The sequence below is a fragment of the Pseudomonas sp. P4795 genome (assembly GCF_048822895.1).
Taxonomy (GTDB): domain Bacteria; phylum Pseudomonadota; class Gammaproteobacteria; order Pseudomonadales; family Pseudomonadaceae; genus Aquipseudomonas.
Map to the genome: position 1 here is coordinate 38,999 of NZ_JBMFBT010000008.1, position 22,179 is coordinate 61,177.

A 22,179-nucleotide genomic window follows, 5' to 3' on the forward strand; every position below is an offset into this window, starting at 1 on the left:
CTGAACTAGTGCTTCTATAAGTGTTGGATAAACAGATTGACCGGGAAATCCCCCAGCGCGGCGCTGACGTTCAGCTCCCTGTTTTTTGTGACTGCGACGCTGGAAAAAAGTCCCTTCAGATTTGCGTCAGAGGCGAGGAACGGTAAAACCACCCGCGTATCGCCCCAGCGCAGCGCATCTATCTGAGGTACGGCACTGTCTTCCAGCAGTGTCGCGCAACGGACTGGAACAACCACGATCGCCCGGTGCCCTGCATGTTCGCGACTGAACGCGAGCACGTTGTGTGCCTGGCTGCCCAGTACCTCAAGCGCCTGGTACGAACCACGGCGAAACAACTCCAGCTGTTCGGCGCGCAGGTTCAATACCTGTGCAATCAGCGCCTGCTTGATGCGCCCGTCACGCCAGTTCGCCAGCAGTTCCGGCACCGGCGCGACTGGCTGTAATGCCTGTTCGCGCGCCGGGTAATCCACCGGCCGCCGATTGTCCGGATCGACCAGGCTGAAATCCCAGAACTCGTTGCCCTGATACAGATCGGGAATCCCCGGCACGGTCATGCGCAGCAAGGTTTGCGCCAGACTGTTCAGCGCACCCGCCGCGGCGATGTGGTTGACCGTGTCGGCGAGTTTGCCGCGCAGCAGCCGGCCCTCGGGCGACAACAGCAGGCGTTCGGTGAAGTCTTTGGCGCTGTTTTCGTAAGCCTCGTTCGGCGCGCTCCAACTGCTTTGCAACTTGGCTTCGCGCAAAGCTTTCTGTTGCCACTGCCAGATGCGCCGGGCGTAATCGCTCAGGTCGTTCTGATCATCCGCGCGCAAATCCAAGGGCCAACTGCCGAGCAGGGCTTGATAGAGGATCAGTTCGTCACCGGCTGACGGTTGTTGCTCGTCACCGCGCAGCGGCCGGGCCAGCACGCGCCACAGTTCAATCTGGTCGGCATACCAGGCGCTGCGTTCGCTGAGCACTGCCAGTCGCGCGCGGGTGTCTTCGCCGCGCTTGTGGTCGTGGGTAGCGGTGGTCAGCAGATTGTCCGGGAAGCTCTTCAAGCGCTGCTGACAGATGTCGTGGAAATCACTCAGTGGCGCGCTGAATTGTTCGGTGTTGTAGCCGACGTCATTGCGCGACAGCAGCACCGCCGAGCGATACAGCGCGGTGTCCTCCACGGCTTTGGCGGCGGCGGGCGAAGTCAGTTGCTGGAAACGCACACAGGCATGCTTGAGAATCTTGCGTGAGCGGCCACGCGGTTTGTTGCGCCATGGTTCGCCGCCAAGCCACGCGGCCACGCAATCGAGTACCGGCCAGTCGCCTTCGCCGAGGGTCTGGCGCGCACCGTCCATGGCTTGCTGAAAGAATGCGTCGTCCTGCGCCGAACGGCCCATGGCGCCGATGTAAGTGCGGTAAACCGGGAAGTGCACGATCAAGGCTTGCAGTGCGCGGCGGATCGCGCCGAGTGTCAAATCTCGGGTCATCAAGTCGTCGCGCGCCACTTGCAGCAGGGCTTGAGCAACGCTTTCGAAATCACTGGCCAGCGAGCCGTTGAGGATTTCCCGACGAGCGAGCTGCGCTTCTTCAATGAAAGCAGGAGGGCGTTCGGCATGGCGTTGCCACAATTCGCCCAACACTTGCTCGCCGCTCGGCTCATGTTGCAGCAGCGACAACTGGTTCATGAATTCGTAACCGGTGCTGCCGTCTACCGCCCAATCTTCGTGCAACGTTTCGCCTTCGCCGAGGATTTTCTCGACGTACAGCGGCAGATGCCGATCCGGGGCGAGCAGGTCGAGACGGCGGCGCAGTTTGCGGCAGTACCCGCGTGGATCGGCCAGACCGTCGATATGGTCGATGCGCAAGCCATCAACCAAACCTTGGCTGATCAGCTCGAAAATTTTGCCGTGAGTCGCTTCGAACACCGCCGGGCGCTCGACGCGCAAACCACCGAGTTCATTGACATCGAAGAAGCGCCGCCAATTGATGTCATCGGCAGCGGTGCGCCAACTGGCGAGGCGATAGCTCTGGCGCTCCAGCAGTTGATGCAGGCGCTGGAAGCCTTGTGCGGTTTTCGAATCGTACAGCGCGAGGTTACGTGTGATGGCTGCAAGTGCCTGCGCATCACTGACGAGTTCGCTGAGTTCCTTTTTCAACGGAATCGCCAGTGCATGCGCGTCAGTCTGATGGCTGAGGCTGTTGAAACGATCGGCGAGGTTGTTCAGTGCCTGGGCGCGTTCGCTGTCGACAGCCGCATCGGGCTTGAGCAGTTCGCCGTAGTCCTTGGGGCAGATCGGGAAGTGGTGCTCGTAGTGCTCGACATGGAAGCTGCCGGTATCGGCGTTGAAGCACAGCGGCAGCGTCGCATCCTGCAAGGCGATACCGTAATCGCTGCCGAGAAAGGGCAGCAGCAACTGGCCTTCCATCAGCGGGTCGGGCGAGTGCCATTGAATGTCGAAGAACTCGCCGTACGGGCTGAGGCGTCCCCATTCCAGCAAGTCCAGCCACCACGGGTTGTCACTGCCGCCGACCGCCATGTGGTTGGAGACGATATCGAGGATCAGCCCCATATCGTGTTCGCGCAGCGTCTTCACGAAGCGCCGCAGTGCCACTTCGCCGCCCAGTTCCGGATTGACTTGAGTCGGATCGACCACGTCGTAGCCATGCATCGAACCGGCACGGGCTGCCAGCAGCGGCGAAGCATAAATATGGCTGATACCCAGCTTGGCGAAATACGGCACCAAAGGCACGGCTTGTTCCAGGGTGAAGCCTTTATGGAACTGCAGGCGCACCGTGGAGCGTATGGGTTGGGTTATCGGCGCGCTCATTGGTCACGCTCGGCAGCTTGCAGGCGGGCGCAGGCCAGCAGTTCCAGACGGCGCGCGGCGTCAGCGCCATCGAGCAATGCTTCACTGGTGCCCGGCAGCCGTCGTGACCAGTTCGGATGAGTGTCGATAGTGCCGGGGAGGTTGGCCTGTTCGTCGAGGCCAAGGGCGTCTTCCAGTGGCAGCAAAACCAGTGGCGCGCGGGTATGGCCGAGGAAGCGTACGGCAGCATCAACCACTTGGTCGGCCTCGTGGGATTCTTCGCGAAAGTTTTGCGGGTCTTCGCTGAGCGCGCTGCGCAGGCCTTCGCGTTCGCGAGCACGATGATGGCGCCATTCGATCTCGCCATTGGCATCGACAAAACCCAGCCGCGAATTCCAGTCGATGTCGCGGCCATGCCACCAGCCATTGAGCGTCGGCAAGTCGTGGGTGCTGGTGGTCGCCAAGGCATTGTCCGGCCAGTCAAGGATCGGTTTGAAACGGGTGTTGTCGTGTTCAAACAACAGAACGCGCATGCCGAGCATGGCGCGGGCGATGAGTTTTTCCTGGAGACCGTCGGGTACGGTGCCGAGGTCTTCGCCCAGTACGATCGCTTGATGGCGGTGAGACTCGAGGGTCAGCAAGCGCAGCAAGTCGTCTACCGGGTAATAAAGATACGCGCCGTCCGCCGGAGCTGCGCCGTTGGGAATAACCCACAAACGTTGCAGGCCCATGACGTGGTCGATGCGCAGACCGCCTGCGTGGGCAAAGTTGGCACGCAGCATTTCGATGAACGCGCGGAAACCGTTGCGCACCAGACCTTCCGGGGAAAACGCGGAAATCCCCCAGCCCTGACCGGAGCGATTAAGAATGTCCGGCGGCGCGCCAACCGTCAGTGAGGCGAGCAGCTCGTCCTGAAAACTCCAGGCCTGACTGCCGCCACCATCGGCTCCAACGGCGAGGTCGGCGATCAGACCAATGCCCATCCCGGCGCTGCGCGCGGCAGTTTGTGCACGCTCGAGGCAGCGGTGGATCAGCCATTGGCAGAAGGCGAAGTAGCCGATGCGCGCGGCATTCTCTTCGGCAAACTCGCCAAGGGCGGTGCCGCGCGGGTCCTGCCATTGTTCTGGCCAGGTGCGCCAGTCGAGACTTTCGCCGCGGGCGGCGCGCATCTCTTGAATGGCTTCGAAACGGCAGTGGTTTTCCAGCGCCGCGCCGCCGACGTGACGGAAACTGGCGAAGTCCTCGTGCAGCGGATGCGCGCCGCTGGTGAAGCCTTCGTACAAGGCGTGCAGGAGTTTTTGCTTGGCCTCGGCGGCGGTTGGCCAGTCGATCAGTTTCAGCTCTTCGAGCTGTTTGAACTGCTCGGTCAGCCCGGCGGACTCGATTGCATCACGCAGGGCGCGCTCGCCGAGAATCGCACCTGGCGCCGCGTAAAGCGGATTGAGGAACAAGCGGCTGGAAGGCGAGTACGGGCTGTAACGCCCGGTGTCAGCACTGAACATCGCGTGCAAAGGGCTGATCGCCAGCGCTTCGGCACCGCGTTCACCCGCCACTCGGGCCAGTTCTTCCAGCGCCTGAGTGTCGCCGAAGCCACCATCGCCGGGGCGACGCAGCCCATAAAGCTGAACACTCAAACCCCAGGCGCGCGGGATCGGACTGTCCACCGCATCGCCAACGCTGTAGCAACGCTCAGGGGCCACGGCCAGCGTGAAATGCTGATCGTCGATGTGCACTTGCTGGTAACCGACCGGGATCAGGCCGGGCAAGCGTGCTTCCCCGTCGAGCTTGAGGTCCATGCGCGAACCGTCTTCGAGGTGAATTTCGCAAGGCGTTTCAGGCTTGAAGTAACGTGCCAGATCTACGCCGACACCGACGTCGGCGGTCAGCAGCGGCGGCAGGTGCCGATCCTGCTGCACTTGTTGCAGTTGCAGCAGACTGGCGTCGATTTCCTGTGCGGTACTGGCCGGGTGGCCAAGTCCGGTGAGGACATTGCGCAGCACTGCCGGAGCGACTTTCTGCGGACGGCCGTTGGCATCGATCCAGTCGACGGCCAGGCCCGCGCGGCTTGCCAGAATTTCCAGTTGCGCATCGCTCATAGGCGCTCTCCATCCAAAGGTTGCAAAGGGGTTGCGGCCGTGAGGCTGACAAGTGCGCAGTACGGAGGGAGCAGGCCCTCATCCGCCGTCTCGTCGGCGGGTGGCTGCTGAAAGCGCCACACCGCGTCGGTCCGTGGAAGGTTGACCACTGGCTTGTCGCTGAGGTTCAGGTCGATTCGCAGCTCACTGCCATCACCCAGTCGCCAGCGCGCGCTGACGGCGGCGCGATCAAGCAGTTGCGCGCCGAGTGCCTGGGTGCCAGGCAGGTTCGGAATGATGTATTGATGGCGCAGTTTCAGCAGTTGCCGGTACAGCGCCAACGTCGCTTGTTGCTTGGGTGAGCCGTTACCGATCAGCCGCGGTTGCGAGGCAAGGAAGGTTTTTTCGGCATTCGGATCGGGAATTCGCTGACGTTTTTCCGGGTCAGCAAAGGCACTGAAACCGGCGAATTCATTGCGACGGCCATCGCGCACCAACTCGGCCAGTTCATCGTGATGGTGGGTGAAAAATACGAATGGCTGCTCGGCGGCGAATTCATCGCCCATGAACATCAGCGGAATCATCGGCGACAGCAGTAACAGCACCGTGGCCGCTTCCAGCGCCCGGGGGGCGGCCAGTTGATGCAAGCGTTCACCGAACGCGCGGTTGCCGATCTGATCATGGTTCTGCAAGAACAGCACGAAAGCGGTCGCTGGCAAATGGTCGCTAGGCTCGCCGCGCGGTTCACCGTGGCGCGTGATGTGGCCCTGAAACACGAAGCCCTGACTCAGGCAGCGGGTCAACTGGCGTGTCGGTTGCAGCGCGTAATCCGCGTAATAAGCGTCGGTTTCACCGGTCAGCAGCACGTGCAGAGCGTTATGGCCGTCATCGTTCCACTGCGCGTCATAGTGCTCTTCGAGCAGGCTCGACTGGTTGAGTTCGTTCTCCAGGGTCAGCCATATGTGGCGGCCCGGGTCGGTCTGCTGGCGAATGCGCTGCGCCAGTTCCGGCAGGAAATCCTCGCTTTCTATCGCGTGAACCGCGTCCAGACGCAGGCCGTCAAAGCGATATTCGAACAGCCACATCAGCGCGTTGCCGATGAAAAAATCCCGCACTTCAGGCAGGCGAAAATCAATCGCGGCGCCCCACGGCGTGTGTTTGTCTTCGCGGAAGAAGCTCTCGGCGTAGCGATGCAGGTAATTTCCGTCCGGGCCGAAATGGTTGTAAACCACGTCGAGGATCACCGCCAGGCCATGGCCGTGAGCGCTGTCGATCAAGTGTTTCAGTTGTTCGGGCGTGCCGTAGGAATCTTGCGGCGCGTAATGCAGGACGCCGTCATAACCCCAATTGCGTTCGCCGGGGAATTGCGCGATGGGCATCAGTTCGATGGCCGTGATGCCCAATTCGGCGAGGCGCGCCAGGTGCTGTTCGACTTCGGCGAAGCCGCCAAGCGCACCGACGTGCAGCTCGTAGATCACCGCTTCACTCCACGGCCGACCCTGCCAGGATGTGTTTCGCCATTGATAGGCGAGGGGGTCGACCACCACGCAGTGGCCTTGGAGGCCACCATTTTGCGCCCTGGAGGCCGGGTCCGGCACTTGCAGTTCGCCATCGATATTGAAGCGGTACTGACTGCCAGCGGGGCAGCGAGTCTTGACTACAAACCAGCCGTCATCCTGCGGCAGCATTGGTAAGGATTGCCCATCGGCCAGTTCGACACTGACGTAAAACGCATCCGGCGCCCATAACGCAAACTGTGTGTGTTCGGCGTCCAGCATGATCGCGCCGTGGGGCCAGGTTGCTATAGACCGTGACGGCATTGTGGAAAATCTCTCTGTTTATCTGTGGCTGGCTTTACCTAGCGCCTTGGCGACCAGTTGTTCGTAAAGTTCAGCGTAGGGTTCGACCGCTTTGGACCAATTGAACGGTGCAGCCATCGCCCGGCAACGCATGGCGTTGAGCAGTTCGGGATAAGCGAAGACTTTGAATGCGCGGCTCAGGGCCTCGCGGTAACTGTCGGCAGTGGATTCGTCGAAGAGGAAACCGGTGACGCCATTTTCGATGGTGTCAGCCAGGCCGCCGGTATTGCGTGCCACCGGCAACGAGCCGAAACGCTGGGCGTACATCTGGCTCAGGCCGCAAGGTTCGTAACGTGATGGCATCAACAGGAAATCGCTGCCGGCGAACATGCGTCGGGCGTCGGTTTCATTGAAGCCGATGCGCACGCCGATCTGGCCGGGGAAGCGCAGCGCCAGTTCGCGCATGGCTTGTTCTTCCTCTGGCTCTCCGCGACCGATGATTGCGATCTGGCCACCGTTCTGCACGATGTACTCAGACACTGCTTCGGTCAGATCCAGACCTTTCTGGTAAACCAGACGCGAGACCACGGCGAACAGCGGGCCGGTGGAATCTTTCAGGCCGAACAACTGCCGCACATGCGCGGCGTTGACCGCTTTGCCTTCCCAGTCACCAATGGCGAATGGCGCAAACAAGTGCGGATCAGTAGCTGCATCCCAGCTCTCATCGATGCCATTCGGAATACCGCTGAGCAAACCTTGCTGGGTCTTGGCGGCGAGAAAACCGTCGAGGCCGCAGCCGAAATCCGGGGTGGTGATTTCCTGCGCATAGGTGGCACTGACCGTGGTGATGTGGCTCGAATAGGCCATGCCAGCCTTGAGGAACGACATCTTGCCGTAGAACTCCATGCCTTCCTGTTGCAGGGCATGGTTGGGAATGCCGAGTTCCGGGCACGAACCGAGGCTGGTCACGCCTTGATAGGCGAGGTTGTGAATGGTGAACAAAGTCGGAGTGCGTTGCCCGCGCCAGTGCATGTAAGCAGGCGCCAGGCCGGCCGGCCAGTCATGGGCGTGCACCAGATCCGGGCACCAGTGAATTTGTGCGAGGTTGGCGGCGATATCGGCAGCGGCCAGACCGAGACGGGCGAAACGAATGTGGTTGTCCGGCCAGTCGCGACCGTTGTTGGCGCCGTAAGGTGAACCCTCGCGCTCGTAGAGTTCGGGGCAGATCAGCACATATATGACCAGACCATCAGGCATGTCCATGCGCCCGATCTTGCAGGGTGGCAAGGCGGCATGCCCGCCCAGCTCGCCGATAATATGAATCGGGTTTTCGCTGTTCATCACCTGCGGGTAGCCGGGGATCAGCACTCTTACATCATGCAGGTGCGCCATGGCCCGGGGCAGGGCGGCAGAAACGTCACCCAGACCGCCGGTTTTCACCAGGTCGGCGATTTCCGAGGTAACGAACAAAACTTTCTTCTTGTTGGGATTCTGGCGGATTACCGGCGTCAGTGGCTTGGTACCCGGGACGTTGATTGTCCGGGTGCCGGGAACGCTCACTGTGGTCGATTCACCGATCGACTGCTGCACACGCTCTCCCTGAATATCCAATGCCACGCTGATCATATGAATCTCCCGTCGTTGATCTGATTCTTGTCTGGAACACCCGATGACCATGGCCAAGTCCTGTGGCCGGGCGCAAACGCGCCACGCATCGGTGAGCAAACGCTACCCAACACGTGCAAGCAGAATGGGTGAGGAGGCCATTGCAAAAGTTGAACCACTCGCGTTGGCCTTGCCTTTCAGATGACCCGCCGCCTTCAGCAAAAGTTTCGATTAATTTTCTGCTATGTGACGGCGAGATTTCGCCCCGCGAAAAGCAGTCTAGGCCAGATCCTAGAGCGGGCGAGGGCAATCGGACGAATTGTTCGACAATCTGTTTCAGCGTCAGGTAAATCGCGGGTTGTAGCGGGGGTACGCACCGACGAAGTGCAGGTTTTCAGAGGCGGGCGATTCAAAACGGTGACTGGTCAGTCACCATTTCGGGCGCGGCAGGCGCCCGGGTGCACTGTTGCGGTGCGGAGAGTCAGTTCAGTAGTCGAATCGGCTTTCCAGCTGACCAAGCCTGAACATCTTCGATCATCTGCGAAAAGAACAACTCATAGTTTTGCCGGCTGACATAGCCCACATGCGGCGTCGCCAAGACATTCTCCAGCGTGCGGAAGGGATGCAGCGACGGCAGCGGCTCCTGATCAAACACATCGAGTGCCGCGCCGCCGATCTGTTGTTTCTGTAACGCCTTGATCAACGCCGCTTCATCGACAATCGGCCCGCGTGCGGTGTTGACCAGCAGCGCAGTGGGTTTCATCCAGCCCAAGGCCTGAGCATCAACCAGCCCACGGCTGCGCTCGCTGAGCACTAGATGCACCGATAACACATCGGCTTGTTCGAACAGTTGCTGCTTGCTGACATAAGTAACGCCGACCTCGGACGCGCGTTCGGCGGTAAGGTTTTCGCTCCAGGCAATCACGCGCATGCCGAACACCTGCCCGAACTGCGCAACCCGCTGGCCAATGCTGCCCAGCCCGAGGATCCCCAGGGTCTTGCCGTGCAGGTCGCCACCCAGACCTTGCTGCCACTGGCCGTCGCGCAGGGCATTGGCCTCGGTCACCAGGTTGCGGGTGGCGGCCATGATCAGCGCCCAGGTCAGTTCGGGAGCGGCGTGCTTGTAGCTGTCGGTGCCGCAGATGCGGATGCCCAGCTTCGCAGCGGCTGGCATGTCCAGCGCGGCGTTGCGCATGCCGCCGGTGACCAGCAACTTCAGGTTCGGTAGTCGCTTGAGCAAATCCTCATCGAACCGGGTGCGCTCGCGCATCACGCAGATCACTTCGAAGCGTGCCAGACGTTCGGCCAGTGTGGCGTTGTCCGCCGGATACTCATGCACAAAACTCACTTCGCCCAGGCTGTCCAGCACCGACCAGTCGACCACATCGCGAGCCACGTCCTGCCAGTCATCGATCACTGCGATTTGCAACGCCATCAGCCTTACCTCATCAAGGAGCGAGTTTGTTTTGCGCCAGCCAGCCGAGCAATGCCTGGTGGAATTTGGCCGGTTCTTCCATCTGCGGGGCGTGGCCCATTCCGGGGAATTCCACCAGCGTCGAATGTGGAATCAGCTTCGCTACCTGCTTGCCGAGCACTTCGTAATGCCCGATCTTCGCCTTTACCTCAGGCGGCGCGATGTCCTTGCCGATGGCCGTGGTATCGGAGGTGCCGATCAACAGCAGGGTCGGCATTTTCAGGTCTTTGAACTCGTAGTACACCGGCTGGGTGAAAATCATGTCGTAGATCAGCGCCGAGTTCCATGCGACTTGCGTCTTGCCCGGGCCGTTGCTCAGACCCGCGAGCATGTCTACCCAGCGGTCGAATTCAGGTTTCCAGCGGCCGTCGTAATAAGTTGTGCGTTCGTAGTCGCGGATGCCTTCGGCGGTGACTTTCAGTTCACGCTGATACCACTGGTCTACGGTGCGATACGGCACGCCGAGGGCTTTCCAGTCTTCCAGACCGATCGGGTTGACCAGCGCCAACTGGTCGACCTGATCCGGGTATTGCAGCGCATAGCGGGTGGCGAGCATGCCGCCTGTGGAATGGCCGAGCAAGGTGGCTTTCTGGATACCCAGCGCTTTGAGCAATTGCTGGGTGTTGGTCGCCAGTTGCTGGAAGCTGTACTGATAGTGCTCGGGCTTGCTGGAGCTACAGAAACCGATCTGATCCGGTGCGATCACCCGGTAACCGGCCTCGCTCAGGGCTTTGATCGAACTGTCCCAGGTCGCGCCGCAGAAGTTCTTGCCGTGCATCAGAACTACCGAACGACCATTGGCCTTGCCATCGGCGGCGACGTCCATGTAGCCCATTTGCAGGGATTTGCCCTGGGATTGAAATTCAAAATGTTTGAGGGTGTAGGGATAGTCGAAACCTTGCAGTTCCGGGCCGTATTGCGCGTCTTCGGCATGCGCAACCAGCGGCAGAGTTGCGGTCAGGAGCAGGCCGGGCAGCCAGCGGGAAAGCGACACAGACATAGGGGCAACTCCGTAGGAAATCGACCGATGCTTGATCGGCCGGATTATGGCGACGTTAACCACAGGCAATACCCGCGCCCGAACGTTCAACCGAGCCAGCCGAGCGTGAGCATCGCTACCACGGTATAGCGTGCACCTTTGGCCAGCGTGACGATCAACAGAAAACGCCATAGCGGCTCGCGCATCACGCCCGCAACCAGCGTCAGTGGATCACCGATCACCGGCAGCCAACTGAGCAGCAGCGTCCAATGTCCGTAGCGCTGATAGTGCTTGCGTGCTCGCTGCATGTGGTCGGCACTCACGGGAAACCAGCGCCGATCCTGGAACCGCTCCAGCCCGCGCCCCAGCCACCAGTTCACCAGCGAACCGAGCACGTTGCCCAATGTCGCCACCGCGAGCAAGCCCCACAGCCAATAGCGCTCGCTGACAATCAAACCGACCAGCAATGCCTCGGATTGCAGCGGCAGCAACGTCGCGGCCCCAAATGCGGCGAAGAACAGCCCGGTGTAAGCCGCCGCCATCAATGCGCCGGGTAGTCCGCCACGATCACGTCAGTACCGTCCTTTTTCAGACCGATGACTTGATACGCATCGCTCATGCCGTCCATTTCCATGCCGGGCGAACCCATCGGCATGCCCGGTGCGGCCACGCCAAGCAGGTCGTCACGCTTGCTCAGGGCGAGGACTTGTTCCGCGGGCACGTGGCCCTCGACGAATTTGCCGTTGATGATTCCGGTGTGGCACGAGTTCAGACGTGGCGGCACGCCGTGCTTGAGCTTGAACTCGCTCATGTTGCTTTCGACGTGATCCTCGACCTTGAAGCCGTTGGCTTCGAGGTGGCTGATCCACTTTTTGCAGCAGCCGCAATTGGCGTCACGATGGACTTCAATCGGGATCAGGTCGGCGGCTTGCGCCAGGGAGGAAATGAACAGGGCGCTCAGGGCGACCAGACGCAGAGGGTTTCGCATACAGGGCTCTCGGCTTGAATGTGGTCAGAAAAGAACGCATTTTGACCTGATTTTCCTGCCGGGCTTCAACGGAGTGTTTCCAGTTAATTCAAGGCAGGCCTGCCAGGATGATCGTAGATCAAACCTGACAGGCCGCTGAGTGGCAGATGACAAATCTGTCAGCGAACCTTGAAACGCCCCATGATTGCGCTGACGCGGCTGTTGGCTTCGAGCAACTGACGGGTGTTGAGTTCGCTGGTGTGGCCGCTCTGCACCAGCTCTTCGACCATGTGGCGGATCTGCACCATGCTGCGGTTGATCTCTTCGGTCACCGCGCTTTGCTGTTCGGCAGCGGTGGCAATCTGTGTGCTCAGGCTGTTGATGTGGCTGACCGAACCGGCCATTTCGTCGAGGCCGGAATTGACCCGGGCGGTTGCGTCGGCGGCCGACTGGCAACTGACCTGAGTGTTTTCCATGGCGCTGACCGACGAACTCACGCCTTGCGTCAAACGGGTCAACATCTCGTTGATTTCCGAGGTGCTGGCCTGGGTGCGGGCGGCGAGGGCGCGTACTTCGTCAGCTACCACTGCGAAGCCGCGACCCTGCTCGCCAGCGCGGGCCGCTTCGATGGCGGCGTTCAGCGCCAGCAGGTTGGTCTGACCGGCGATGGCGCCGATCACGCCAAGGATTTCGGTGATGCGCTGTGCGTCCTGCTGCATGCTCTCGACTTTGCGCGTGGCGCCGGCGACTTCGTCGATCAAGGCCACGACGCTGTTGGAGGCCTCGCCGACGACGATCCGCGAGCGGTCGGCGTTTTCGTTGGCGCGCTGGGTGAAGGCTGCGGTTTCGGCGGCGTTCTGCGCGACGCTTTCGGCGGTCGAACTCATTTCGGTGATGGCGGTGACGGTCTGGTCGGTTTCCGAGGCGTGGCGCAGCAGGATCTGGCTGGTGTGCGCCGAGGTGCGTTGCAGATCGTCAAGGCCGGACGCCATCGCGCCGGTGGCCTGGGTGACTTCGCCGATCATGTTTTGCAGGTAAACGATGAAGGTGTTGACCGAGTGGCCAATGGCGCCCAGTTCGTCTTCGGCGCGAATGGTGATGCGTCGGGTCAGGTCGGCGTCGCCGCTGGACAGCAGATCGATGTTGGCTTTGAGGGCTTTCATGCGCTGCACCAGTTGGCGGATCGCATAGAGCTGCAACAGCACCAGCAGGATCACCATCGGAATCTGCAACAGACTCAGCGTGCTCAGTACGTCATCGCGCTGAGCGGTGATCAGGCGGGTCGGCAGGGCGGTGGCGAGGAACCACGGCGTACCTTCGATCGGACGCATGAAGAAGGTGCTGGCTTCGCCGTTATTGTCGAATTCGACACGCTGCGCCTGATCGCGGTTTTGCAGCCCGGCCTTGACCTGGCTGGCGAAGGTCGAACTGGCGGCGAGTTCGCTGATGTTTTTCAGGACGATCGGGCCGCTGATGCGCGAGCTATTACTGATGACCTTGCCGTCGGCTTCGACGATGAGCATTTCGGCGTTGAGGTCTTTTTCCTTGCGCGCCACCAGGTCGTTGAAGAAGCCCAGCGTGACGTCGATGGTCGACACGCCCCACGCGCTGCCGTTTTTCTGGATGGCCATGGCGCAGTTGGTGCGCGGTTCGGCGCTGGCGTCGTCCTTATAAGCGGCGGCCCAGGCGCACTGACCGCGCGGGGTCTGCATGCCGCCCTTGTACCAGCTCTGATCGTAATAGTTGGGTGCCGCGTCGCTGTTCCAGAAGGTGTTGACTGCCAGTTTGCCCGAGGCATCGCGGTGCCAGAACGTGCTGAATTTGTTGCGCCCGGCCTCGCGCTGTCCCGGCAACGGCCAGATCCCGCCGCCGAACACTTTCAGCTCGCCGTACTGATCCACCAGCCCCGGCAGCACCGTGTCGATGGCTGCGCTGTCGAGCAGCGGAACAGTCTGGGTGATGCTGCGCTGCTGGGACTGCACCTTGTTCAGTTCGCCCTGGATCTGCTCGGCGACTTCGGCGATGCGGTTGAGCACTACCTGCTCTTCGGTGTGGCGCAGCTTGGGTGCAACCAGTTGGCTGATGCCAACCACCGTCAGCACCGACAGCAGCAGAATGAACAGAACCAGAAACAGCGTGTAGCGAGCCTGAATAGTGCGGAATGCGGGCATGGAAACCGGTCCTTGAGCAGGGATTCTTATTATCGGCGGAGAGAAAACAGCGCGGGGTTCTACTACTTATCGTCGTGGCGCAAAGAAGCTTGAGGTACTCAAGTACTAAAAAGTGCTTTGAAGACCAGTGGTGGGTATCGAGATCGATACATGAAGACTAACCAGACGGTTCATTGGTCTTAAAGCTGCAATCTGGTGATCCGGTCAGAGCCGACAAAAGTCAATGATTGCTAGGGGAGGCTGGTTTGTATCCGGAATGTACAAGATTTGTAAAAAATATGAGAAAAGAGTTGGATCCATCTGTTCATCGACCGATACTCGCGGCAATTTGCAGTCGATCAATAAGGAAATATCCATGTCTTTCTCGCAAGGAACCCGCTCATGACGATCGGCCTTACTGGAACCTGGCAACCCAAGGCAGGTTTGCTGGTGCGCGATACTTCGGTTTCCGGCAAACCGGTGTCGCAAAACCTCAAGGTCAAGCAAATGCTGGCCTTGGTCGGTAACGATCCAACAGCGATCAACACCGCAGAGATGGACAAGCAGGGGTTGCACAAGGCAATCAGGGGTTTTGATCCGGAAAACGTTTCGACCAAACAGATGGGCAAATTGAGTGAGATGCTGCGCAGCCGCGGCCTGATCTCCGAGATCACGTCGATCAACCTGTTCAATGCCGGTGACAAGTTCGATCGCTTCGGCGTACCGAAGGACATCGACGCCAAGTTCAACGCGCTGGAGTATTTCGCCACGCAACTGGACAACATCCAGAGCAACAATATCCAGGGCAACAAGTACGCCAACGCGTTGATCCCCGAGTATAAAAAAGCCATTTATGTGCTGCAGAACCTGAAGACGTACGGCCAGGGTGGCGAGCGCCTTCCGCCTACCGACAAGGGCGTCAGCGCCAAGGCCTGATGCTGGTTTGTGGCCCGTCCGATGACGGAACGGGCCTTGTCCTCCGATCAGCTTCCTTCAAGGCGCATCGTGTCTGCGGACGATGGCGGGAAGCCCATCCGGTCATGCAGATACTGCATATGCGGGCAGTGCATTTCCAGCGCCCGTCGTTGAAAACCTCGATGAAACAAAGCCTGCCATCCTCTACCCCGCTCATCTGGCGCCAGCCCGGTGAACACAAAACCCATCGTCGATAACGCGTATTCAGCGCTGTCGAAACCTTGCGCCAGTCTGAGCCGGATCGAGATCATCCAGTGATAGGGCAAGCGCTGCAGCTGCGACAGCAGGCTTGCGTCCAGCTCCTTGAAAGTCCCGTCGTAACGGTCGGCATTCTGTTCGAGATGCACCGGGGCACCGATCCATGGCGACGCGATCGGCTGCGTTCCGAATACTGCGCATTGGCGCAGCATGAAATCGCGACACGCCACGGGCCAGGCCAACGCCGGAATTGCGCGTTGATAACCGTCGATGGGTTGATAACCGATGACCAGCGTCACCGGCTCCGACTCGCCATGCGGAGATCGGGCGTAGTCAGGCAAAACGCCGATGTTGTGAAAGCCGAGGCGGGCAGCCATGCGTTGCGTGTAGTCATGGTGGGTGACCTGCTTGATGGTTACGCCTTGACAGCCCAGCGCCTGGGCGTGAATCAATAGTTGCTGTGACAGCCGGGTAGCAATGCTCAGGCCGCGGGTATCCGGGTCAACCACGGTCAACGCCAGTTCAGCGATACTCGACCCCTTGGCGCGAACGAGCGTGGCATGCCCCAGCATCTGATCATCGGCCACCGCCACCAGTGAGTGCCAGCGACCCGCCGCGTGGTTCTGGTTGATCATGCATGGCAGGTAGACCTGAGGCTGCACGTAACAGTCGCCATAAACCTTGCGAAACAAATCGGTAACGGCCGAAGCGTCGCTCTTGCGGAAGCTTCTCAGAATCACGCTTTGCATGATGAAGGCTCCTGAGGCGAACTGTCGTACTCGCGCAGATCGATTACCTGGCGGTGCTTGCCCGAGCGCGGATGGCGTGACAGCGCTTCGACCGGGCAGCACTGCGTGTGCAAATCGAGGAGCTGATCGGCGCGCAGTTGGTCAATCAGTGGGTAGTGTTCGATCAACGCCTGGCGCAGTGCGCGATTGGCCTCGGCAGGTGTAAGCGTGGTGCCGACCGGCGCCCATTTCACGCTCAGCACATCTTTGCGCCCGGTCTGCTCGATCACCAATTGCCAGTCGACACTGCCGGTGTAGCGCTGCACGAGCTCGCCAAGCGTGCGGATCAGCAGCGTCAATATGCCCACGCGCACACGCTGGCTGTCAGCGCTGCGGCCCATCAACGCGAATTTGCGCATGGGCGTCGCGCAAGGCTCGCGCCAGCAGGCCCGATCACCCACCGGGTAGCGGATCATTGGCATCAGGCGCCGCGTGAGGTTGGTCGTCACCAGCATGCCGATGCGATCACATTCAGTAATCACTTCGCCGGTGTGCTCGTCGATGATCTCCAGAACGCTGTGGCCATCCGGCGTTCGGTGTTCACCCAGGATGCAATCAAGATGACTGGCGCCGAGGAACCCGGCGTCGACGCTGGCGTAGCCCATCGAGGCAACGCGCACGTTGGGGAAGACCCGGCCGAGCAATTGCAGTTGCGCGGGGAACAGGCTTTCGCCGCCGTAGAGCAGGGTTTCAACGCCGTACAGCGTCTGGTCGTGTTGATCCAGCCACGCAGCGAATGTCAGTAGCTGTGCAGGTACGCCGGCCAACACATTGATCCGTTGCTGCGCAATCGCTTCGGCCAGAACTGCGGGCTCGACCATGCCGGTAAACGGAAATTCGACGACCCCCGGCCCTGCGTGTGCCAAGGCATCATGCACAAATATGAAACTGGCATACAGGTCGCCTACAAAGAACAGGTTCGCCACGCGGTCGCCTGCATTCAGTTGCTGCGCAAGACTGTTGCCGAAGTCTTGCACCAGCATTCGCCATTCTTCCCGGTCGAATACCGAAAACCGGCCTTCGCCGGTGGTGCCTCCGGTTTTGTAGATCAGTGCGTTGCTTATCGCGCAACTCAGCACTGGCCACTGGTCCAGATCATGACTGTCCTTCCAATAGGCAACCGGGTCGACGATCGGCAGTTCGCTGAGCAAACGTATGTGTTCGGGTACACCGGTGAAATGCTCGCGGTAAAAACTTGAATGCTCACGCGCGAAAGCGAGCAGCTCGTTCAGTTCAATGAAGTCGTTCATGGCGTTTGCTCCAGAGCGACCGTGCGGCTGGCGGGTGCGGATCGCGGTGGACGCCGGTTATCGATCACCAGCGGTGTCTTGCCGCTGTGGGTATTTCGCGCGAATTGCCCTTCGTCGCAGACTTCAGCGTCCACGCGCAGCAACCCGGTCTGAATCACCGTGGCCAGTGTCGGGTAGTTCAGCAGTCGCGCATGCACCTCGTCTGGCGCTGTTGCGCTGCGCAACAGCATGCGTTCGAGTCCGTCATCCGCGTGATCCAGCACCAACTGAAACGGTGTTTGCAGGTTCTGCGCCAGTTCCGTCAGAGAGATGAAGTCCGTGCCGATGCGCAGCAGCTTGCCATGGCGTTGCAGCAATTCGAAGCGTGGCGATGTGAGGCCGCATGCGCATCGGCCCGTGACCCAGCGGCCGCTGTCGCCGATGTCGTAACGGTGAACGTGCTGGCCTTCGCGAGCGATTGATGTAAACAGCAGTCGACCGATTTCATCGCCGCTGACTGGCTGATCTGTCTCGAACTCGACGATTTCCAGATGCTGGGCGTCGCTCATCAGGTGAAACACACCATCACCTGTAGCCGTGCAGGCATGGCCCAACGGGCCGGCATCGACGCTGCCGTAAATCGCCGAGCGAATCAATGTGGCGCCGCAGCTGTGCATCAACTGGCGGCTTTGCTCACCCATGTGCTCGCCGCCGAGGAAGATTTTTTCCACCCCGGCATAGTCGCGCAGTCGCTGCCCCTCATTGAGAAACAGGCGGTGCAGGGTGCTGGGCATACCGACCAGCGTTGTTACACGTTGATCGACGATCAGTTGGGCAATTTCGCTGTAATCGTCGTCGGCCGGCGCGCCCATCGGCAGATGCGTCACGTCCAGTTGCTCGAGGACCTTGGCGAAACTGAAGAACCCCCCGTACAAGCCACCGCAGAAGAACAGATTCATCACCCTGTCCCGGGCTGGGTCGAGACCGGCGGCAAACAAACCGTCGGCCGCGGCGCGCATTTGCTGGTGGAAGTCGCGATAGCTGTAGCCCGCCAACGCTGGCACGCCGCTGCTGCCACCGGAGCGGAAGTACAGCTGCGCCGACGGATTGATCGGGTGCGCGGCAAACGCCTCTTTGCTCAGGATCGGCTGGCCGATGACGCAGGGCGCTGATGGCAACGCGTCAAGTGTGGCATGGCGGGGCAATATCGCTGGCGACAGGCTGACCGACACCCGTCGGCTCAAGCGTTGCAGGGCGTAGACGCCATCGTGGGGTTCGCCATCGTAGCCGTCATGGATCGCCTCGATCGGCGTGATGCGGGTGATACCTGCCGCAATCAGCGTGCGCGACAATTCGGCAGATTCTGGCTCGGCGCAGATCAGTGCACAGCTTTGCAGGACATTGCGCCAGGGCAGCAGAGTGCCGCAGATGAGTGCCCGCGGCAGCGGTTTGAGCAGCAAGGTGCGAAACAGCGGCGAGGGCTCGAGTTGTCGGTCGTGCGCCCAGATCACCCGCCATCCCGCTGCGTGCCAGACTTGACCGGTGACTCCGGCGAAACTCCGGGCAAGGTTGGCCAGGGCGGTGCGGGTGGTGATTTCCGAGGCTTCCTGAAGCGTAGGCAGCAGGGCCGGCCATCGCGCGGCGCGGCGCTCGAAAGCAGCGGCCAGGCCCGCACCGATTGCGCGCAATACAGCTTCGTCGTCGCTGCCCACCAACAGCCACTGCGGGCTGGAACAGGCTTGCTGATCGAGGCGGCAAACTTCATCCACCACGCTATCCAACACCTGGGGCGCGACTGCGTCCGGCGTCAGATACGCGCAACTGATGCGGTGCCCCCAGTCAATCCAGCGACAGCCCGCCGGAATTTGCTGGCGTATCGCTTGCAGCGCCGACTCGCCACCCCATGCCGATACGCCGTTGGCCATTTTGCACAGTTCGGCGATTTGGTTCGTGGTGGTCGGCAGCACGGCGATGTGGCCGGCCAATTGGCCGCTGGGGTCGCACTGCAGCAGTGCGTGGAGCAGTTGCGCGGTCAGACCCCGATCACTGCTGCTGGGCCGCAGCCAGTTGATATTGCCCGCCAGCAGACCCTCGACCACCGCGCAGAATGCCAGCAGCGGGGCATTGCCCGGTGTGATATGCACCACCAGTCCCAACGGACTCCAGCGTTCGAAGCGCGACTGCCGATAGTCGATCCGCCGCAATGACTCGGGATGCTCTCCCAGCTCGCGTCGAAGCTTGCGCAGCAGTGCTTGCGGCTGGCAGAACTCGATCAGTGCCAGACGTTGTTCCGGATCCAGGGGCAGTGCGGTTTCTGCTGTCTGTAGTCGCGCAGCGAAGGCGGTGACTGCCGTGATCACGGTCGTACTGTTTAGCTCGCTACTCAAATGCTGCGGCAGTTCAAGGTGCAGCTGCTCGAGTACAGACTCGAGGTTGCAATCGTCGTGCAGTTGGCCGTTGATAAGGTACATATCAGTGTCTCCCCAGCAGTTCGGATGCCGCCATCGCGCAACTTCTGCCCGCCGTGGTCGCGGCGCGGCCATGCAGTTCGAACCAGTCGCCAGTCAGGCCGCAACCGCAACTTTCGCCCGGGTACAGAGTGGCGAGATCGCTCATGACTACTGCATGTGCGGGACTGGATGAAATGTACGGCGAGACAAAACCGAGAAGCCCCGGTTGTCCGTACGGCAGAACGCTTGCGTCGGATGGATTACGCACGAAAACCTTCGAATACACCGGCACATGAAAATGATGGTTGGCACATTCGACATAAGGCACCGGGTGCTCGACCGCGCCGTAACCGTCACGGCAGCGAGCCAGATCCATGCCCAGTTGTTGGTGCATCCGCTGGTACAACTGCTGACGGGGAATTTCTTGCGCGGCACGGTCTTTCCAGCCGCCGCCAAACAACGCCAGTGAATCAGGCGCCAGTTTCAGGTCCGCCACCCCGGTGGCGCGCATGCGTTGCAGCACCTGCCAGAGGAACGCCGGGAAGCCGATGATCCGCACCGGCAAGCCTTGAGCAGCGAAGGCCTGCAACGCTGCGATTACCCCGAAACCGTCGAATTCATGCCCGCTGGCGGTGCGCCGCAGTGCATAAACCACCTGATTGACCGGCGCGAATCGACATAGAAACTGGTCCGTGTAAGAGGTGCCCAAAGTGATGTCGCCTTCCGGTTCATAGCTCAGCAGCAAGTAGTTGCACGGTGTCTGCGGGGTATCCCAGCCGTAATGATCGAAGATCCGCTGCACCATGTACTGCGCCGCCCGCAGACTGCGCTCGTCGTAGCGCATTCGGCTCTGCTGGCCGCTGGTGCCGGACGAGGTAAGCTCCAGCGCGTCGCGGCCGGCGGTGCTGAGCACTTGTTGTTGCTTGAAAAAGTTGGCATAGATCGGCGGTAATCGCGACCAGTCATCGAGGCCGTCGAGATCCTGCACGGCGAGTCCATTGGCCTTCAGCCAGTGCGCATAACCTGGTGTGTGCTGGCTGTGAAACCGGCAGATTTCGGCCATAGCCTGGTTAAACAAGCCTTCCGGCACGGAATCCGGGCAATAGGGATGCGGCAACGCACACAGCGCGTCGCTATGGGGGAGTTGAGTCATGGAAATCCTTGTTGTTATTTGGTAGATGCGATGGGCGGGGAAGTTTTCTGTAGAAAACGGTAAAGCAGCGGCAGGCTCGACAGGCCGCTGAGTGCGGCGCACAGCGCAAAGGATTCGAGGCCGGTTGCGCCGCCAATGACTGCAATCAGCGAACCGCCAAGCCCCATCACGGCAATCGAAATCATGCCGACGGCGGCGGAGACCAAACCCTTGCTGTCATCACTGGAAAACAACGCCAGGCGGTACAGCGCGGCGTTGCTCATTCCCAGCCCCACGGCATACACCGCAAGACCGCTGATCAGCAGTCCGAGGGATGTGCCGAACAGTGCGCTGCCGAGCAACAGCAACAAGCCAAGGCAGAACGGCCACAAGGCGAGGCGAATCAAATGCGCCAGTTCGCGTGAAGCCAGTAAACGGTCAAGGATCAGATTGCCGCAGATAACTGCCGAGAAAATCGGGATTTGCCACAGGCCATATTCCAGCGTGGACAAGCCCAGCAGTTGCACCAGCAACAGCGGCGCAAGTCCGATCCAGGCTATCAGCGGCAAACTCATCAGCCCGAGGGCAAGGCACGCGCCTAGGAACTGGCGGTTGCGCAACAGCGCCAGGTACCGTCGACGCAACGCCTGCCCGGAAAACCGCATCGGTGCCTGCTGCCCGCCATCGCGGCGCATGACGCCGATGGTTTCCGGCATGCAGGCGTAGAGGCACAGCCAGACTGTCGCTGCGGCAAGGCCCAAGCCGAGAAACAGTCCACGCCAGCTCAGCCATTGGAGTAACAGAGTGCCGAGCAGAGGGCCGAGCAGTGGCGACAGCAGGGCGACGTTGCCGAGCAGGGCCATCAGGCGCACGGCATCTGCCTCGCTGAACACTTCCTGAAGCGCCGGATAGCTGACCGCCACGACGAATCCGATGCCCATGCCCTGCACCAGTCGTAGTGCGTTGAACACTGCGATGCCGGGTGCAGCGATCGCGGCTGCACAGGACACCGCGAAGAGTGCGCAGCCGATCAACAGCAGCGGACGCCGGCCGAAATGATCGGACAGTGGACCGATCAGCCATTGCAGGCACACGCCGCCGATCAGATAAAGGTTAAAGGCGTTGGGGATATGCGCGGGGTCGGCCGCAAACTCTGCAGTGACCGTGAGCATGGCAGGCATGATCACGTCGCTGGCCATATAAGTCAGCAACTCGAACAAGGTGATGGCCAGGCAAAAGCCGAGCGTTTGTAACTGCGGGATAGTGATCAGTGTCCTTTGCATACGCTTCCATGTCGTTTGATTGGGAGCACAAAGGGTAGGGGCGCAGGCGCGGATTTTCCTACGCTGCAGGTACGACGAAAAATGTCTTCAGTTTGCCTGGTGTTGCAATGCACATAAGTCGCACGCAGGTGGGCGAATGGGACTACAGGCCGGGGATGATGAAGCCACAAACCCTGCCCACATTCATGCAGGCAGAGCTTGAGGTGCTAAACATTTTTTTGCAGTTGCTGCCGGATTTAACGCCGCATGAAGCCAAAGCTCTTCGTCGGCTGTAACATGAGACCCCGTTTGC

16 protein-coding genes are annotated in these 22,179 nt (G+C 60.6%); 2 read left to right on the top strand and 14 right to left on the bottom strand.

Annotated elements, in window-relative coordinates; all coding sequences use genetic code 11:
• Positions 1–14 precede the first annotated feature (14 nt).
• The 9 genes from ACOI8A_RS21760 to ACOI8A_RS21800 all read right to left on the bottom strand — a co-directional run bounded on the left by ACOI8A_RS21760 (position 15) and on the right by ACOI8A_RS21800 (position 13,853).
• Positions 15–2,804: a malto-oligosyltrehalose synthase gene (locus tag ACOI8A_RS21760; RefSeq protein WP_420649890.1), complete on the bottom strand. Its 2,790-nt coding sequence runs from the start codon at positions 2,802–2,804 to the stop codon at positions 15–17.
• The gene (gene malQ / locus ACOI8A_RS21765) at positions 2,801–4,879 is read right to left on the bottom strand and encodes a 4-alpha-glucanotransferase (protein WP_420649889.1); all 2,079 of its coding nucleotides are present in this window, start codon (positions 4,877–4,879) and stop codon (positions 2,801–2,803) included. The genes ACOI8A_RS21760 and malQ overlap by 4 nt, the downstream gene beginning before the upstream one ends.
• A complete protein-coding gene (gene treZ, locus ACOI8A_RS21770) occupies positions 4,876–6,678 on the bottom strand; it encodes a malto-oligosyltrehalose trehalohydrolase (protein ID WP_420649888.1) in 1,803 nt (600 codons plus the stop codon). The genes malQ and treZ overlap by 4 nt, the downstream gene beginning before the upstream one ends.
• Positions 6,679–6,696: 18 nt before the next feature.
• Complete coding sequence (glgA, locus tag ACOI8A_RS21775; RefSeq protein ID WP_420649887.1) at positions 6,697–8,283, bottom strand: glycogen synthase GlgA; 1,587 nt, start codon at positions 8,281–8,283, stop codon at positions 6,697–6,699.
• A 460-nt stretch (positions 8,284–8,743) separates the two neighbouring features.
• Positions 8,744–9,697, bottom strand: coding sequence for a D-2-hydroxyacid dehydrogenase family protein (locus ACOI8A_RS21780; protein ID WP_420649886.1), 954 nt, complete (start codon positions 9,695–9,697; stop codon positions 8,744–8,746).
• Between the two features lie 13 nt (positions 9,698–9,710).
• Positions 9,711–10,736 (bottom strand): alpha/beta fold hydrolase, encoded by a 1,026-nt coding sequence (locus tag ACOI8A_RS21785; RefSeq protein WP_420649885.1) that lies wholly within the window; start codon positions 10,734–10,736, stop codon positions 9,711–9,713.
• An 86-nt stretch (positions 10,737–10,822) separates the two neighbouring features.
• On the bottom strand, positions 10,823–11,257 hold the full coding sequence (locus tag ACOI8A_RS21790; protein WP_420649884.1) for a YqaA family protein: 435 nt from the start codon (positions 11,255–11,257) through the stop codon (positions 10,823–10,825).
• Positions 11,257–11,703, bottom strand: coding sequence for a DUF411 domain-containing protein (locus ACOI8A_RS21795; RefSeq protein ID WP_420649883.1), 447 nt, complete (start codon positions 11,701–11,703; stop codon positions 11,257–11,259). The genes ACOI8A_RS21790 and ACOI8A_RS21795 overlap by 1 nt, the downstream gene beginning before the upstream one ends.
• Before the next feature lie 158 nt (positions 11,704–11,861).
• Positions 11,862–13,853, bottom strand: a complete 1,992-nt coding sequence (locus tag ACOI8A_RS21800; RefSeq protein WP_420649882.1) for a methyl-accepting chemotaxis protein — start codon at positions 13,851–13,853, stop codon at positions 11,862–11,864.
• A 381-nt stretch (positions 13,854–14,234) separates the two neighbouring features.
• Here ACOI8A_RS21800 and ACOI8A_RS21805 point away from each other — a divergent pair, with 381 nt between their 5' ends.
• The gene (locus tag ACOI8A_RS21805) at positions 14,235–14,768 is read left to right on the top strand and encodes a hypothetical protein (RefSeq protein WP_420649881.1); all 534 of its coding nucleotides are present in this window, start codon (positions 14,235–14,237) and stop codon (positions 14,766–14,768) included.
• 47 nt (positions 14,769–14,815) lie between these two features.
• Here ACOI8A_RS21805 and ACOI8A_RS21810 read toward each other — a convergent pair whose 3' ends face one another.
• Genes ACOI8A_RS21810 through ACOI8A_RS21830 form a run of 5 tightly spaced genes read right to left on the bottom strand, consistent with a single transcriptional unit; the run spans position 14,816 to position 21,887 of the window.
• Complete coding sequence (locus ACOI8A_RS21810) at positions 14,816–15,754, bottom strand: GNAT family N-acetyltransferase (RefSeq protein WP_420651451.1); 939 nt, start codon at positions 15,752–15,754, stop codon at positions 14,816–14,818.
• The gene (locus ACOI8A_RS21815; RefSeq protein WP_420649879.1) at positions 15,742–17,043 is read right to left on the bottom strand and encodes a phenylacetate--CoA ligase family protein; all 1,302 of its coding nucleotides are present in this window, start codon (positions 17,041–17,043) and stop codon (positions 15,742–15,744) included. The genes ACOI8A_RS21810 and ACOI8A_RS21815 overlap by 13 nt, the downstream gene beginning before the upstream one ends.
• A complete protein-coding gene (locus tag ACOI8A_RS21820) occupies positions 17,040–19,493 on the bottom strand; it encodes an acyl-CoA reductase (RefSeq protein WP_420649878.1) in 2,454 nt (817 codons plus the stop codon). Before ACOI8A_RS21820 ends, ACOI8A_RS21815 begins: the two co-directional genes overlap by 4 nt.
• A 1-nt stretch (position 19,494) precedes the next feature.
• A complete protein-coding gene (locus ACOI8A_RS21825) occupies positions 19,495–20,625 on the bottom strand; it encodes an acyl-protein synthase (RefSeq protein ID WP_420649877.1) in 1,131 nt (376 codons plus the stop codon).
• A 14-nt stretch (positions 20,626–20,639) separates the two neighbouring features.
• Complete coding sequence (locus ACOI8A_RS21830) at positions 20,640–21,887, bottom strand: MFS transporter (RefSeq protein ID WP_420649876.1); 1,248 nt, start codon at positions 21,885–21,887, stop codon at positions 20,640–20,642.
• Positions 21,888–21,994: 107 nt separating this feature from the next.
• Here ACOI8A_RS21830 and ACOI8A_RS21835 point away from each other — a divergent pair, with 107 nt between their 5' ends.
• Positions 21,995–22,162, top strand: a complete 168-nt coding sequence (locus tag ACOI8A_RS21835; RefSeq protein WP_420649875.1) for a hypothetical protein — start codon at positions 21,995–21,997, stop codon at positions 22,160–22,162.
• Positions 22,163–22,179: the final 17 nt, after the last annotated feature.